Source organism: Asanoa sp. NPDC049475 (genome assembly GCF_040676915.1).
In the GTDB taxonomy this organism is placed as follows: Bacteria; Actinomycetota; Actinomycetes; order Mycobacteriales; family Micromonosporaceae; genus Asanoa.
On the sequence record NZ_JBFAPY010000004.1, the window covers coordinates 17,816 to 33,236 of the forward strand.

Here is a 15,421-nt window from a genome sequence, read left to right on the forward strand (position 1 = left end):
TTCACCGAACGCAAGATCATGCAGTCGGGTGTATGGCCAATCACGCGGACGAGCGACGGCGCCGCAGCAACACCCCCACCCAGATGCCCAGAAGCACGATCAGCGCGGCACCGGAGATCCAGGCGCCCACGTTGTGCATCGGCACCCGGTAGCCCAGGCGCACCGTGTGGGTGCCGGCCGGCACCGCCACCGCGACCAGGCCGTTGTCGGCCGGGACCAGAGTGGCGGGTGCGCCGTCGACAGTGACACCCCAACCGCTCTGCAGCGCATCGGCGACGACCAGGTAGCCCGCGCCCCGCGCGTCGACCCGGGCCTCGATGTCGTCGGTGCCGTCCTCCGTCACGGTGACGGAGGCGGGCTTCCCGTCCGGCGCGACCGCGGGCGGACCGTCCAGCACCACGTGGTCCCGCCGCAACGTGGTGCCGGTCAACGCGGACATCCGGGACGCGAGGTCGGGACCGACGTAGACCTCGCTGGCCCACCGGATCCGGGGCAGCGCGGTCGTCCGCTCCCAGACCGTCGAGTTGCCGGCGTAGGCCAGCTCGAGCCCGTCGTCCCCGGGCACGACGGTCGACACCGCGGGCCGGCCACCGCTCGCGGCGAGAGTCACCGGGGCGGCCGTCGCGACCGTGAAGACGGCGGTCAGCGGCGTACCGGCCGCGATGCCGTCGCCCGCCAACGCGATGTAGCTCGGCGTGTCCGCCTCCGGATCGGAATCCAGCAGAACCCGGCTGTTCTTCGCGAGCTCCGTGCCCCGCCCGTCGCGGATGCTGACGTCGACGCGGCTCCGTTCGGGAAGCTTGTCCGGCCAGGTGATCCCCACGCCACGAATCGGTCCCTGCACGGCCAGGGGCACGGAGACCGGCCGGCCCGGCTCGAGCGTGACCGTGGAACCGTCGCCGGCGTCGACCCGCTCGGTGCCGAAGATCTTCTCCCACGGCGTGGTCACGAAGTACCGCACGGACAGCCGGTCGAGCACGGGGCTCCGCACCATCTCCGGGGTGGCTGGCAGGCGCAGCAGAGTGCTGCCGAACAGCTCACCCGGCAGACCCTGCACGGTCTCGGCGAACCGGCTCTCGAAGAACGCCTCCCCGGTGAGCGAGCGCAGCTTGGCCTCGCTGTCGGCGCCCGGGTACATGCCGCGGTCAGCGGCCGCGAAGCGCTCATGGCCCAGGTTGGCGGCCAGGAAGCGGTGCACGTCGGTCTGCGGATACCAGGTGTCCTTGTCCGGCCTCGGCCAGTAGGCGTTGACCGTCGTCAGCGCCTGGCCGAGCAGCAGCAGCGGCACGACAGCCGCGGCGGCGACGATCAGCGCACGGCGGCGACCCTCCGCGGCCCGGGAGCCGAGTCGCCACAGGACCCAAAGCGCCAGGCCGGTCACACCGATGATGGCCAACCCGGCGGCGCAGCGCACGACGAATCCCAGCGTGCTGAGCCCGCTGTCCGGGCCGGAGACGGCCCGCCAGCCGCCGAACAGGGTCAGAGCGACGAAGACGAGCCCGAGCACTCCCACACCGACGGTCCAGGCCCGCCGCCCGCCGCCCGCCGCGACAACCCCGTCCGGGTCGGTGGCGCCCAGGGTCGCCTTGGCCTTCCGCAGCACGATCTCGAACCCGACCGCGACCAGCGCGGCGACGAGGAAGCCCAGCACCGCTCGGGACCGTCCGACGAAGTTGTCGGCGAACAGCACCGGCAGTTTCTGGAGGGCCGCCAAGGGCAGCCCGCCCACGTAGATCAGGAGGAGCCAACCAGCGGTGGCCGCCACCAGGTAGGTCCACACGGCGCGGGGCAGGAACGCGCGAGCCGGCGCGGGCAACGCCACCGCGACGAGGAACAGCACGAGGCCGGCGGCACCGATGTACGACAGCGACTCGACCGCGTTGGGCTCCAGCACGAAGTCGTTGACCCGGCCAAGCGACCACGGCGCCCACGAGGTGATCAGCGCGGTCGGATCGAGGTGGTCGGCTCCGGTCTGGCCGCGGCCGCTCAGCTTCGCGTGCCGCATCGCGTCCGCGAACGGCAGAAGCTGGATGGCGGTGATCATCACCGCGCCCACCAGCGCGCCCGCGGCGCCGAGCACCGGCGCCAGTGCGCGGCCCCGGCTGAGTGCGCGCGCCAGCAGGTAACCGCCGGCGGTCAGCACCGTGTAGCCGGTGACGGCGGGGAAGCCGCCGAAGAGCATGGCCGCCAGGGCCGCCGCCAGCAGCGCGCCGTCGCGCACCCGGCGCTCCGTGACCAGCCGCTCGGTGGCCCAGAAGACCGCCGGGATGAACGCGGCGACCCGGGTCTGCGGCCAGTTGGTCCAGACGATCATGAAGGCGCTGCTGCTGAAGGCAAGGCCGCCGAGCCACGCCGCGGCCCTGCCCAGCCGCAGCCGGCGCAGGAAGAGATACGTGCCGCCGGCCGCCACCAGGATCTCCAGCAGCTTGACGAACGCCGGTGCCACCGGGGCCGGCAACACGTAGGTCGGCAGCGTCAACGGGGAGAGCAGCGCGAAGTTGGGTGTGGACCCGAGGGTGCCGCCGCCGGCGACGTACGGGTTCCACGCCGCGATGCGGCCGTCCTTGAGCTCCGAGGCGAACAGCGACGTGCTGGGCAGCACCGAGGCGACCACGTCGTTGGCGATGTCGTTCTTGACCGGACCCGGTTCCGCCGCGCTGATGTACGGGCTGTTGTCCGCCAGCAGGTCGGTGTTGGCGAACGTGGCCAGGCCGAGCAGCGGAGTGCCGATGCCGACCACCGCGAACACCACGACGGCCAACATCGCGACGCGGTCGACGAGTCGTTCGGCTCGCGTCCCGGGTGGCGCACCACGGCTGCCGGAGTCGCTCTCAGCGTCGGTAAGCGTGACAGGTCGCATCGCGAATTAGGCCCCGTATATGCGTTTCGTCGGATCAGCTCGAGGTCACCGTAGCCGCTCGCACGGAACGTTGACCCTGCTGTACGGCGTTCGTTCCGGCCCGGACCGCACGACCACACTGCGCAGGGCCGGATCGTCCTGACACTCGTGGGCCCGCTCGTCGACCTGGGCCGTCCAACTCGGCAGACCGGTGCGGCTCTGGTGGTCCACCCGGTAGTTGGCGACGGACAGGTGGCCGATCAGCCCCAGGAGCACGACCAGCGGCACGTACGAGGCCAGCCCGCGTCGACCGCCGGTCGGCGGGTCGTCGGGCGGGGCCGCGTCCTGTGGCCGCAGCAGTGCGACAACCACAGTCACCAACAGGAAGCTCGGCACCACGAGATAGCGTCCGGGCACCCGGCCCATCGCGACGATCTCCATCGCGAACACCCCGAGCGCGTACGCGAAGGCGAGCGCCGCGAACAGCCGGGCCGGACGCAACGCGCGCCAGAAGGAGACCAGCACGGCGGCGACGAGCACCAGCCACGCGACGACCCACAGCTTCGGATGATCAGCGATGGTCTTCATCGCCGACTCACCGAGGAAGGTGGCGGGCACGGCGATCTTGCGGAAGCTCTCGACCACCCACCCCGGGTCGGGCGTGGTCTCACCGATGCCGTCGCGTGTCGCGGCGCCCGACTCCGCGCCCAGCACCTGCACGAGCACGCCGCCGCCCGTGGCGACGGTCAGCCACAGGCTGTCGCGGTCGCGGCGCAGCGCCAGCCGAAGCAGGGCGAGCGGCACGAGCGCCAGTGCGAGGATCGTGGTCAGCGACACCATGGCCACGACGACCGGCCCGCCGATCCTGCCGACCCGCCCCTGGGCCACGTACACCAGCAGCCAGAACCCGGTGTAGAGCGCCGCGAACTGCACGGTGGCGACGTTGTTGACGGCCTCTCCGTTGGCGACCCACTGGAGCACGACGGGTGCGGCCACCGCGAGCCGGACCAGCGGCCGGCGGAAATGGCCGGCACTGGCCTGGTAGACGACGGCGGCCATGGCACAGGTCGTCGCGATCGCGAACACGGTGTTGACCACGGCCCACCAGGAGACCGGGAACAGCGTCGTGATCTCGGCCAGCAGGCGCGGGTAGAGCAGGTAATAGCCGTTGACCGGCCGGGTGACCGCCTCGAGCGTCCCCATCTTGGCGGCGTCGTCGAGAAAGTCGGCGCCGTCCTCGGCCCACACCGTGTCGAACGCGCCCACACCCGGCGTGCGGAACGCGAGGTAGACGGCGGCAGCGACGAGCACCACGACCCAGACCGCGAGCCGCCGCCGACGGGACTGCTCCGCGACCACGGGAAAGAGGGCATCGCGCAGCCTGGCCGCCGAACCCGCGGGCGGCTTCGTCGGCGGGTCCTGCGGTGGGTCGACGACCGGCGGCGCGGTGGGCGCCGCCTGGTCGTCGGACTCGACCCGGTCGTGCCGGATGGTCACAGCCGGCCGTCACGCACCGCTTGGGTGACCCACGGAATGACCTCCTCGAGCATGGTGTCGAGGCTCGTGGTGGCCTCGAAACCGAGCACGTCGCGCGCCTTCGCCACGTCGGGCACGCGCTTCTGCACGTCGTACTCGAAAGGATCGTCCGACACGAAGCGGAACGGAACGTCGGGGCCCTTTATCTTGTGCCAGATCACGGTCGCCAGGTCGAGCACCGTGGTGGACTCCGCGGTCGAGAGGTTGAAGTCGTCGTTGGTCGCGGCCTCGTGCTCCATCGCCACGACGATGCCCCGCGCCAGGTCGCCACCGTAGGTGTAGTGCCGGACCTGGTCGCCCGAGCCGAGGATGTGCAGCGGGTCCTGGCCCTTGACGATCTTCTGCACGAGATCGGGCACGACGTGTGACATCGCCAGCTTGACGTTGCCCGACAGCACCTCGGCCTCGCCCAACGCGCGGCCCTCGCCGACGCCGACGCAGTTGAACGGCCGCACGATCGTGTACGGCAACTTGTACTGGTCCCAGGCGGCCCGTGCGTAATATTCCACGGCCAGCTTCTGGAAGCCGTAGGAGGACAGCGGCGGCGGCACCGTGCGCTCGTCGCCCTCCTTGCTCGGCCAGGTCGTCGTCGACTCGAACACCATCGACGACGACAGGTAGGTGACCTTCTTGAGCTTGCCGTCGCGGTGCGCCGCGATAGCCGCGTCGCAGGACGAGGCCATGATGCGCTCGTTGGTGGCGAGCAGGTCGTACGCGTAGGCGTGGAAGTAGGAGATGCCCCCGATCATCGCCGCGCCGGCGATCAGGTGGTCGCAGTCGGAGAGCAGTTTGGTCATCAGGTCGACGTCACGCGCGTCGCCCTCGACGAAGTGATAGCTCGGGTGGTCGTCGTAGCTGTGCGAGACCGGCCCGTACTTGGAGAAGTTGTCGAGACCGACGACCTCGTGCCCGCGACCCAGCAGCTCCTCGACCACGTAACCGCCGATGAAGCCCGCCGAACCGGTTACCAGAACCTTTGCCACTGCCAGCGCTCTCCTTTACCGGGCATCCTGAAACTCGTCGGTCTTCTCCGCGACGGCGGCGGTGCGCTGCGTGAGCAGGCGGGCGGTGAGCCGCTCGGACGTCAACCGGCGACCATACGCGAAGAAATACCACCGTAGGTAACCGGGCAGAAAACGGCCCACGTCGAACCGGGACTCGCCGAGTTGGCGGTCGAGCCAGATGGTCGGGATCTCGGCGACAGGGCGCCGGAGCCGGGTCGCCTTGGCGGTGAGCTCCAGCCCGATCTCGAATCCGGTCCGCGACTCGATGCCCACCTCACGCACGAACGCCGTGTCGTACGCCTTGAAGCTGTTGGTGGCGTCGCGGGTGCCCGCGCGGGCGAGCACGTGCAGGCTGCGCCCGGCCCACTTCGACAGCATCCGCTTGAACCGCGGCCCGCCGACCTGCTGACCGCCGGGCATGTAGCGGGACGCGGCCGCGACCACCACCCCGCGGTCGACCAGCCGGGCCAGCTCGTCGATCTGCCGCGGGTCGTCGCAGCCGTCGGCCATCGTCACCACGGCCACCGGTGCCCGCGCGGCGTCGATCCCGAACCGGATCGCGTTGGCCGGCCCGCGGCCGTAGGTGTTGAGCACGGCGCGGACCCGCGGGTCCTTGCGCGCGATCTCCTCGGTGTACGGCACCGTCGTGTCCTCGGGCATGTCGTGCACGACCAGGACCTCGGCGGGCAGCAACACCTCACGCAGAATACGGTCGAGACAACGAACGATGTTCTCGCCCTCGTTGTAAACGGGAATGACGACCGACACTCTGGGCGTCATACGCGCACGCCCTGCCCGGTCAGCCCCCACATGTCGATCACCGGTTTGTCGGTGTCGAGGTTGGCGTAGTCCAGGTGCGGCGCGGCGATGACCAGCAGGTCCGACCGTTTGAGGACCTCGTCGAGCGGGGTCAGCCGGTCGTCCGCGACATAGGGGTCGGTGCACAGCGTCTCGCGCGTCTTCAACATCAAGATCTTGCGCAGCTTGTACGCCAGGCTCTCGCGCGGGTCGTCACTGCCACCCTTGAACGCCATGCCCAGCACGCCCACGGTCAGCTCGGACAGGTCGAACCGCTCCTCCAACCGCGACACCAGATAGAGCGGCAGCCCTTCGTTGATCAGCATCGCGGAGTGGCCCAGCACGAAGTTGTTCCGGTTGAACGCCGCGAGCTGCATCGTGTCCTTGAACAGGCACGGCCCGGCCGCGAAGCCCGGCATCGGGATGTCCGCGGCGCGCGGATAGTCGAAGGCGATCGCGTGCCGGATCCGCGCGAAGTCGAGGTTGAAGTCGTTGGCCATCATCCAGAACTGGTTGGCCGTCGCGAACTTGATGTAGCGCCAGGTGTTGGTGAACAGCTTGGCGAGCTCGGCCTCTTCGGGCTCCAGCTGCACGATCCGCGTCGTCAGCTTGCGGAACAGCGCCTCGGCCCGGGCCAGCGCGACGGGTGTGCGGGCGGAGACGATCTGCGGCAGCTCGAAGAGCTCGGTCATCGCCTTGCCCTCGGCGATCCGCTCGGGACAGAAGGCGACGTCGACCGCCACGCCCTTGCCGGCGAGCAGCTTCTCGGTCAGCGCGGTGACACCCGGGTAGACGGTGCTGCGCAGCACCACGAGCTGGCCGTCCCGCAGGTATTCGGCGCACCGGTCCAGCGCCCGCGGCACCGCGCCCAGATCGGGGTTGAGGTGCTCGTCGACCGGGGTGCCGACGACCACGACGAGGTTCTCGGCCGAGCCGACGCTGGCCGGGTCGGTGGTGGCCCGCAGCCGGCCGGCCGCGACGACGTCGGCCAGCACGTCGGCGGCGTCCTCCTCCGCGAACGGGAGGGTGCCGGAGTTGACCACGTCCACGGCGTCGGCGTTGATGTCGTAGAGGACGACAGCGAGACCACGCGACGCCAGCGCGATGCCGAGGGGCAGGCCGACCCGGCCGCACCCACCGACGATGCACACATCGACGTCGAAGGCGGTCGCCGACGCATCCGCAGAGGCCACTTCGTCTCCCGCTGATCGCAGTGGACGCCGACACGCGTCGACAACCATCGCAGGCTAGCCGAACGTGAGGACCGGGCCAACCCCGCTTCGCGCCTTCGACCCCAGCTTCACGCGTACGCGTCGTGCCTCTAAGGTCTCTCGGGTGGCGCCTACGCATGAGCGTGACTTCTCGGGCGACGAGCTGGCCCAGCTCTACGACAACCGCTTCGATCCCGCCGAGCTCGAAGGCAAGCGAATCCTGTGGGAGGCGCTCTGCCGCGGCTTCTTCGACCGCTACGTGGGTCCAGAGGAGACAGTGCTCGACCTGGCCGCCGGGACCTGCGAGTTCACCAACGCCATCAGGGCGAAACGCAAGATCGCTGTTGACCTCAACCCGGACACACCGAAGTTCACGGACGCCGAGGTGGTCATCGCGCCGAGTGACGACATGGCGGCGATCGGCGACGGCAGCGTCGACGTGGTGTTCACGTCCAACTTCTTCGAGCACATGCCGGACAAGCGGGCGCTGCTGAGCACGCTCGCCGAGTGCCGCCGCGTCCTCCGTCCGGGTGGTCGGCTGCTGGTGCTGATGCCGAACCTGCGGTTCGTCGGCCAGCGCTACTGGGACTACTTCGACCACCATCTGCCGCTGACGCACCACAGCCTGGTCGAGGGCCTCCAGCTCGCCGGCTACCAGCCGCGCGAGGTGATCCCGCGGTTCCTGCCGTACACGGTCAAGGACTCGCCGGTGAAGGTCCGTCCCGCGATGGTCCGTGCCTACCTGCGCCTGCGCCCCGCGTGGCGGCTTCTCGGCAAGCAGATGTTCGTGGTTGCCGAGAAGCCAGCCGGCTGACCGCTGTCAGGCGCCTCGGAGCGTGGCGCCGAACCGGTTCGCCGCCTCGGCCACCGCCGCGTCCCGCGCCGCGACCGCCTCCTCGACGGTCAGGGTGCGGTCCGGGGCACGGAAGGTCAGCTTGTAGGCCAGCGACTTGCGGCCCGCGCCGAGCTGCTCCGACGCGTACACGTCGAAGAGGCGCACCGACTCCAGCAGGTCGCCGGCGCCGTCGACGATCGCCTGCCGCACGTCGGCCGCCGGCACGCCCTCGCCGACCACCAGCGCCACGTCGATCAGCGCCGGCGGGAAGCCGGAGACCCGCGGTGCCGGGGTCACCGGTGCCGCCGGCAGCGCGTCCAGGTCGAGCTCGACGGCCGCGGTGCGCTTGGGCAGGTCCAGCGCGCGGACCACGCCCGGGTGCAGCTCGCCGGCCCAGCCGACGACCACGTCGTCGACCGCGATCTCCGCGCAGCGGCCCGGGTGCCACGGCGCGACCGCGGCGGACCGGACGCTGACCCGCGCTTCGGGGATGCCCGCGGTGTCGAGCACGGTCCGCGCGGCCTGCACCGCGTCGGCCCAGCTCGCCTGGCGACCGCCGGCCCACCAGCCGGTCGGCTCGACCTCGCCGGCCATGACGACCGCGACGTGCCAGGGCTGCTCGGGGACCACCGCGTCGGCGGCGGCGAACACCGACTCGGCCGGCCGGTCGTCGACGCCCATCACGGGCGGCGCGCCGGCGCCGGTGCGGGCCCGGAACACCACGCCGACCTCGTAGAGCGCGAGGTCGCGGGCGCCCCGGCCGACGTTGCGGCGCAGCGTCGCCAGCAGCGGCGGGAGCAGGGTGGTGCGCAGGTACGGCTCTTCGTCCGAGAGCGGGTTGGCCAGCCGGACCAGCGACCGCCGGGGGTCGTCGTCCGGGATGCCGAGCGCGTCGAGCGCCGAGGCGCCGACGAACGGGTACGACAGCACCTCCACGTTGCCGGTCTCGGCGAGCGCGCGGGCCACCGAGCGGCGCCGGCGCTGCGCGTCGGTCAGGCCACGGCCGGCCGGGGCCAACGGCAGCCGACCCGGCACCTTGTCGTAGCCGTCGAGGCGGACCACCTCTTCGACCAGGTCGGCCGGGTCGGTGAGGTCCGGGCGCCAGGTCGGCGGCACGGCGGAGAGCCGGTCGCCGTCGACGGTCACCGTGCAGCCGACCGCTTCGAGCAGGCCGACCACGCGGGCGGGCTCGTAGACCACGCCGACCCGGCGGGTGGGCAGGTCGAGGGCCATGTCGACCGGCGTGCGGGGGCGCACCGCGTCGAAGTCCAGGATCTCGTCGCCGGTGGTGCCGCCGCCGTACGTCGTCATCAGCGTCACCGCGCGCTCCAGCGCGACCAGCGGCAGCGCCGGGTCGACGCCGCGCTCCCAACGCTTGGCGGCCTCACTGAACAGCTTGTGCCGGCGGGCGGTGCGGCCGACCATCACCGGGTCCCAGTGCGCCGCCTCGAAGAGCACGTCCGTCGTGCCGATGTGCACCTCGCTGGTCTCGCCGCCCATGACCGCGGCCAGCGAGATCGGCCCGCTGTCGTCGCAGATCACCATGTCTTCGGCATCGAGGCTGCGGTTGGCACCGTCGAGCGTGGTCAGCTTCTCCCCCGGCGTCGCCCGGCGCACCACGAGCGGGCCGCGCAGCCGGTCGAGGTCGAAGGCGTGCATCGGCTGGCCGAGCTCGAGCATGAGGTAGTTGGTGATGTCGACCGGCAGCGAGATCGTGCGGATGCCGGCCTGGGTGAGCCGGCGGACCATGAACGCGGGCGTCGCGGCGGCCGGGTCGACGCCCCGGACCGCGCGGGCGGCGTACCGGTCGCAACCGATCGGGTCACGCACGTCGACCGGGTACGCCGGTTCGGCGGTCGCGCCGGGCGCCGGGACCAGTGCCGGGTCGCGGAACGGCAGGCCCAGGGCCAGCGCGAGCTCGCGGGCGATGCCGCGCACCGACATCGCGTACCCCCGGTCCGGGGTGATCTCGACCTCGACCAGCACGTCGTCGAGCCCAACCACGGGCCGGGCGTCGTCGCCGGGCGTCGCCGTGGTGTCCGGCGGGAGCACGATGATGCCGTCGTGGTCGTCGCCGAGCCCCAGCTCGCGGGCCGACGTGATCATGCCGGCCGACATGTGGCCGTACGTCTTGCGCGCGCCGATCTCGAAGCCGCCGGGCAGCACGCCGCCGGGCAGGATCACGACGACCAGGTCGCCGGGCGCGAAGTTGGCGGCGCCGCAGACGATCTCCTGCGGCTGCCCCGTGCCGTTGGCCTTGCCGACGTCGACCGTGCAGAACCGGATCGGCTTCTTGAAACCGGTCAGCTCCTCGACAGTCAGCACGCGGCCCACCACCAGGCCGCCGGTCACGCTCGCCCGGAGGTCGGCGACGGAGTCGACCTCGATGCCGAGGCCGACCAGCGCCTGCTCGAGGTCGGCGGCGGAGATGTCGGCCGGCAGGTCGACGTGCTCGCGCAGCCAGGACAGTCCGACCCGCATCTACAGCTCCATCCCGAATGCGCGCGTGAAGCGCACGTCACCCTCGACCATGTCGCGCATGTCGCTGATCCCGTGGCGGAACATCAGCGACCGTTCGATGCCCATCCCGAACGCGAAGCCGCTGAACTCGTCCGGGTCGATGCCGCAGGCGCGCAGCACCCGCGGGTTGACCATGCCGCAGCCGCCCCACTCGACCCACTGTGGACCGTCGCGGTGCTCCGGGAACCAGATGTCGAACTCGGCTGACGGCTCGGTGAACGGGAAGTAGTGCGGCCGGAACCGGGTGCGCGCGTCCGGACCGAACATCGCGCGGGCGAAGTGGTCGAGCGTGCCGCGCAGGTGCGCCATCGTGATGCCGCGGTCGACGACCAGACCCTCCACCTGGTGGAAGACCGGGGTGTGGGTCGCGTCGAGCTCGTCGGTGCGGTAGACCCGGCCGGGCGCGATCACGTAGATCGGCGGCGTGCGGGTCAACATCGCCCGCGCCTGCACCGGCGACGTGTGCGTTCGTAAAACTAGTCCGCTGCCCGCAGAGCTGGCTTGCACCGTCTGCTCCGCAGTCGGCGACGCGATGTGGAACGTGTCCATCAACCCCCGGGCCGGGTGGTCCGGCGCGATGTTGAGCGCGTCGAAGTTGGTCCACTCGAGCTCGGCCTCGGGGCCTTCGGCGATCTCGTAGCCCATGCCGACGAACAGGTCGCCGATGCGCTCCATGAGCGTGCTCAGTGGATGCCGGGCGCCGCGCGGGCGGCGGTCCCAGGGAAGCGTGACGTCGACGCGCTCCTCGGCCAGGACCCGTTGCTCCTGCTCGGCGGCGAGGGCCGTCGATCGGGCGTCGAACAGGTCCTGGATCTGGCGCCGGGCCTCGTTGACCCGCTTGCCGGCGTCGGACTTGGCGGCCGGCGGCAGCGCGCCGATCTCGCGCCGGGCCAGGGAGACCGGCGCCTTGTCGCCGAGGTGCAGGTGGCGCAGCTGGGTCAGGGCGTCCGGGTCGGCCGCGCCGGCGAACGCCTTGTCGGCCTCGGCCACCGCGGCGTCGAGCGCGGCGGGGTCGAGGTAGGCGACCTGCTTGGGGTCGTACGGGTCGTTGCGGTAGGACATGACTCTGCTTCCGCTTTCCCTGTTCATTGCGGACACCTATCTAGGTGTGGGCGTAAACGGATACTTCGCTCTCCGCCGTCGCCTGCCCGGCTGGAGTCCTGGATCGGCAGTCTGATCCGTTGGCGATCGGCCCGTTCCCGCAGGATCTCCTTGACCCGTTGGTACGGGGTGCGGAGGGTGATGTCGGGATCACCATGTCTACGCAGGACGTTGATCGCGGCGGCGTGGTCGGCCTGCCACATGACCCCGCACGAAGTGCAGTAAAGCTGTTCCCCGGCCCGGCTACCGAGGCCACCGCACCTGGGACAGACTCGTGACGTGTAAGCGGCGTTGACCAGCACGAGCGCAGAACCTCTGCGCTCCGACACGTTCGTCAGGGCCTCTGCGGTGACGCCCTTGGTCCAGGCCGCGAGGCGACGCTTCATCTTTTTCCCAAACGGCCTGCGGCCCGAAAATTTCTTGGTCAGGTCCTCGGCCACAACGATCGCTGCCTTGTCCACTACCCGATGCACGGCAGTAAAGATCTCTGTGCGGACCTGCGCCTGATGCCTGGCAGCTTGCCGGTCCCGCTTCATGGTGCCGAGGTTGTTCGCCCGAACCCGCGCTGCCTTCGCGCATCGACCCGCCTCTGAGGCGGTGTTGGCGATTGACCGGAGCTTAGCCCGCCGCCGGTTGCGTTCGGTTATCCGATCCGACTCACTGGTCAGCAGCATGCCCAGGCGTTCGCCATGATGATCGCCGTCAGAGTCGGTCAATACCTCGGTGTAGCCCTTGTCGACTCCGACCATGCGGGTTCCGCAGGGCCGGTGCGAGGTATGCATGGTGTCGGCGTCGACCTGGTGGTGAACCTCGACCCGCCCATGGCGCAGGATCAGTCGCAGCGTCCCCTGCGGTGCGATCTTGGTGTTGAGTGGGACGGCGACCGGTCGTCGGGGCTCGAGGCCGGGGACCTTCAGCCACACGTCGCCGCCCTCGGCGAGGACGAACGTGCTGACCTTGTCGGCCCGAATGATGATCTGGTTATGGGTGTGGTTCTTGCCGCGCTTCCACTGCTGACGCATCTGCCGTGACAGCCACCGGTCCTCGGTCCACCGGTTCGCCTTCAGCAATCGGTAGCACCGTTCCTGGTCGACGACCGGCCGTCTCGCCACGCGACGTCTGACCGCAGCCTTCGCTGACTCGCGGCTCGCCACGATGTCATCGAGAGCGTCGCGCAGCGTTTCCTTCCAGGCGTTTGCCGCCACGCCGAAGGTCTGGCACGTGCCGTCGCGCATCCACAGGTTTCGCAGATCCTGACCGGTGCACGGCGCAGCGTTGATTGAGCCGAACAGTTGCCACGCCAGCGAACGGACTCGACCCAAACGGCGCGCCTGTTCTCGCAGAGCCTCGAACTTGCCGGGGTTCAGGCGGGCCGAATAGGCAATCCGCGTGACCTCCACAACCCACCTCCCACCTCGAATGACCTACCGAACCGGCAACGCCGGGTTCGGGACAACCTCGCAAGTCTACGGGCGGCCGGTGGCCGGGCGGCGCAGGGCTCGGGCGCTCGCGTAGAGGCAGACCGCGGCCGCGGCGGCCAGGTTGAGGCTCTCGGCGCGGCCGTGCAGCGGCACCCGCACCCGCTGGTCGGCGGCGGCCAACAGGTCGTCCGGGAGACCGTGGGCCTCGGAGCCGAACAGCCAGGCGGTGGGCCGCGCGAGGCCACCGTTGTCGGCGAGGTCGTCGAGGTCGGTGTCGCCGTAGCCAGTGGCCGCGAGCACGGTCAGGCCGTTGGCCCGCAAGGCTTCCACCGCTCGGCCGGCGTCGGGGTCGCGGACCAGGTCTGTGTGGAAGACGCTGCCCGCGCTGGCCCGGACACATTTGCCGTTGTACGGGTCGACGGCGTCACCGGCGAACACGACCGCCTGGGCACCGGCCGCGTCGGCGGTGCGCAGAATGGTGCCGGCGTTGCCCGGGTCGCGGATCTCGGCCAGCACGGCCACCAGCTTTGGCGTCTTCGCGAGCGCGTCGTCGAGGCGTACACCCTGTTGGTGGCAGACGGCGACCATCCCTTGCGGCGCGACGGTCTCGGCCAGCGCGGCGATCGCGCTGTCTGTGACCAGGGTGGCGTTCTGGCTGAGCCCGGGGTGGCGCTGCATGGCCTCCGCGGTCGCGAAGAGCTCCTGGACCGCGTCGGCGGCCAGAGCCTCCCGGACCGCCTGGGGGCCTTCGGCCAGGAACAGGCTTTTCTCGTCCCGCTCGCGACGCCTCTGCAGGCGCCGGGCAGCAATGACCCGGGGCGTCCGTTCGGTGAACGGAGCTACCCCGGGTCGCTGGTGGAGCTGCGACAAGTCGCTCAGGCGGCCTTCTGCGCCCCGGTGCCCTCGGCCGCGACGGCGGCCTTGGCGACCTCGACGATGGCCGCGAAGGCAGCCTCGTCGTGCACGGCCAGGTCGGCCAGGATCTTGCGGTCGACCTCGATCCCCGAGAGCTTGAGGCCCTGGATCAGCCGGTTGTAGGTCATGCCGTTCGCGCGGGCGGCCGCGTTGATGCGGGTGATCCACAACTGGCGGAAGTCACCCTTGCGGTCGCGACGGTCGCGGTAGGCGTACTGCATCGAGTGCAGCACCTGCTCCTTGGCCTTGCGGTAAAGGCGGGAGCGCTGACCGCGGTATCCGCTCGCGGTCTCGAGCAATGTGCGGCGCTTCTTCTGGGCGTTGACCGCCCGCTTGACGCGTGCCATCGAGTGTTCTCCTTCGGTCGGTGGCGCGCGTCAGCGCCCGAGCAGCTTCTTGATGCGCTTGGTGTCGGCCTTCGAAATCTCTTCGGTGCCGGACAGCCGACGGGTACGGGTCGAGGACTTGCCCTCGAGCTTGTGCCGCTTACCGGCGGGCTCGTGAACGATCTTGCCGCCCCCGGTGACGCGGACGCGCTTGCCCGTGCCGGTGTGGCTCTTCATCTTCGGCATCTTGTTACGTCTTCTCCCCTGTCACTCGCCGGGATTTCCGGCGGGCCCGGCCGTAGCAGCCGGTGTCACCTCGGCGTCCTCCGGACGCGGCTCGCGCGTCGGCGCCTTGGTGTTCGCGGCCACGGCAGCGGCCTTGGTGGCCCGGTGCGGAGCCAACACCATGATCATGTTGCGGCCGTCCTGCTTAGGAGCGGCTTCGACATATCCCAGTTCCGAGATCTCGGACTCGAGCCGGCGCAGCAGGCGGTAGCCAAGCTCCGGACGGCTCTGCTCGCGACCACGGAACATGATCGTCACTTTGACCTTGTCTCCGGCCTTGAGGAACCGCACCACGTGACCCTTCTTGGTCTCGTAGTCGTGCGGGTCGATCTTCGGACGGAGCTTCATTTCCTTGATGACCGTCTGTTGCTGGTTACGCCGTGCTTCGCGAGCCTTCAGTGCGCTCTCGTACTTGAACTTGCCGAAGTCCATGAGCTTGCACACCGGCGGGCGCGCCATGGGCGCAACCTCGACCAGGTCCAGGTCTACATCCGCCGCCAGCTGAAGTGCGCGTTCCAGAGGGACGATGCCCACCTGCTCGCCTTCAGGACCGACCAGTCGGACCTCTCGTGCCCGGATCTGCTCGTTGACGCGTGGTTCGACGCTGATGAGGCCTCCTCGTTGCCATGT

At 70.4% G+C, this 15,421-nt stretch carries 13 protein-coding genes; 1 reads left to right on the forward strand and 12 read right to left on the reverse strand.

Annotation, left to right across the window (positions count from 1 at the left end; all coding sequences use genetic code 11):
* Window positions 1-40: 40 nt before the first annotated feature.
* The 5 genes from AB0J88_RS15575 to AB0J88_RS15595 form a co-directional block, all read right to left on the reverse strand.
* Complete coding sequence (locus AB0J88_RS15575; RefSeq protein ID WP_364344436.1) at window positions 41-2,764, reverse strand: YfhO family protein; 2,724 nt, start codon at window positions 2,762-2,764, stop codon at window positions 41-43.
* Between the two features lie 141 nt (window positions 2,765-2,905).
* Window positions 2,906-4,336 (reverse strand): hypothetical protein, encoded by a 1,431-nt coding sequence (locus AB0J88_RS15580; RefSeq protein WP_364344433.1) that lies wholly within the window; start codon window positions 4,334-4,336, stop codon window positions 2,906-2,908.
* On the reverse strand, window positions 4,333-5,358 hold the full coding sequence (locus AB0J88_RS15585) for an NAD-dependent epimerase/dehydratase family protein (RefSeq protein ID WP_364344430.1): 1,026 nt from the start codon (window positions 5,356-5,358) through the stop codon (window positions 4,333-4,335). Before AB0J88_RS15585 ends, AB0J88_RS15580 begins: the two co-directional genes overlap by 4 nt.
* A 15-nt stretch (window positions 5,359-5,373) precedes the next feature.
* Window positions 5,374-6,159, reverse strand: a complete 786-nt coding sequence (locus AB0J88_RS15590) for a glycosyltransferase family 2 protein (protein WP_364344427.1) — start codon at window positions 6,157-6,159, stop codon at window positions 5,374-5,376.
* Entirely contained in the window at window positions 6,156-7,370 is a 1,215-nt protein-coding gene (locus AB0J88_RS15595; RefSeq protein WP_364344424.1) for a nucleotide sugar dehydrogenase, read from the reverse strand. Before AB0J88_RS15595 ends, AB0J88_RS15590 begins: the two co-directional genes overlap by 4 nt.
* 142 nt (window positions 7,371-7,512) lie before the next feature.
* Here AB0J88_RS15595 and AB0J88_RS15600 point away from each other — a divergent pair, with 142 nt between their 5' ends.
* Window positions 7,513-8,202, forward strand: a complete 690-nt coding sequence (locus AB0J88_RS15600) for a class I SAM-dependent methyltransferase (protein ID WP_364344421.1) — start codon at window positions 7,513-7,515, stop codon at window positions 8,200-8,202.
* Window positions 8,203-8,208: 6 nt separating this feature from the next.
* On the opposite strand, the gene pheT is transcribed toward AB0J88_RS15600, so the two are convergent.
* The 7 genes from pheT to infC form a co-directional block, all read right to left on the reverse strand.
* Window positions 8,209-10,704: a phenylalanine--tRNA ligase subunit beta gene (gene pheT / locus AB0J88_RS15605; protein ID WP_364344418.1), complete on the reverse strand. Its 2,496-nt coding sequence runs from the start codon at window positions 10,702-10,704 to the stop codon at window positions 8,209-8,211.
* Window positions 10,705-11,805 carry a phenylalanine--tRNA ligase subunit alpha gene (pheS, locus tag AB0J88_RS15610; RefSeq protein ID WP_364344415.1) on the reverse strand — a complete coding sequence of 367 codons (1,101 nt, stop codon included), beginning with the start codon at window positions 11,803-11,805 and terminating at the stop codon, window positions 10,705-10,707.
* Between the two features lie 23 nt (window positions 11,806-11,828).
* Window positions 11,829-13,244 (reverse strand): transposase, encoded by a 1,416-nt coding sequence (locus tag AB0J88_RS15615; protein ID WP_364344412.1) that lies wholly within the window; start codon window positions 13,242-13,244, stop codon window positions 11,829-11,831.
* A gap of 66 nt (window positions 13,245-13,310) precedes the next feature.
* The gene (locus tag AB0J88_RS15620) at window positions 13,311-14,135 is read right to left on the reverse strand and encodes an RNA methyltransferase (RefSeq protein ID WP_364344409.1); all 825 of its coding nucleotides are present in this window, start codon (window positions 14,133-14,135) and stop codon (window positions 13,311-13,313) included.
* Between the two features lie 5 nt (window positions 14,136-14,140).
* Complete coding sequence (gene rplT, locus AB0J88_RS15625; protein WP_089255969.1) at window positions 14,141-14,527, reverse strand: 50S ribosomal protein L20; 387 nt, start codon at window positions 14,525-14,527, stop codon at window positions 14,141-14,143.
* A gap of 30 nt (window positions 14,528-14,557) precedes the next feature.
* The gene (rpmI, locus tag AB0J88_RS15630; RefSeq protein ID WP_089255971.1) at window positions 14,558-14,752 is read right to left on the reverse strand and encodes a 50S ribosomal protein L35; all 195 of its coding nucleotides are present in this window, start codon (window positions 14,750-14,752) and stop codon (window positions 14,558-14,560) included.
* Window positions 14,753-14,773: 21 nt separating this feature from the next.
* On the reverse strand, window positions 14,774-15,400 hold the full coding sequence (gene infC, locus AB0J88_RS15635) for a translation initiation factor IF-3 (protein ID WP_089256009.1): 627 nt from the start codon (window positions 15,398-15,400) through the stop codon (window positions 14,774-14,776).
* Between the last annotated feature and the right edge of the window lie 21 nt (window positions 15,401-15,421).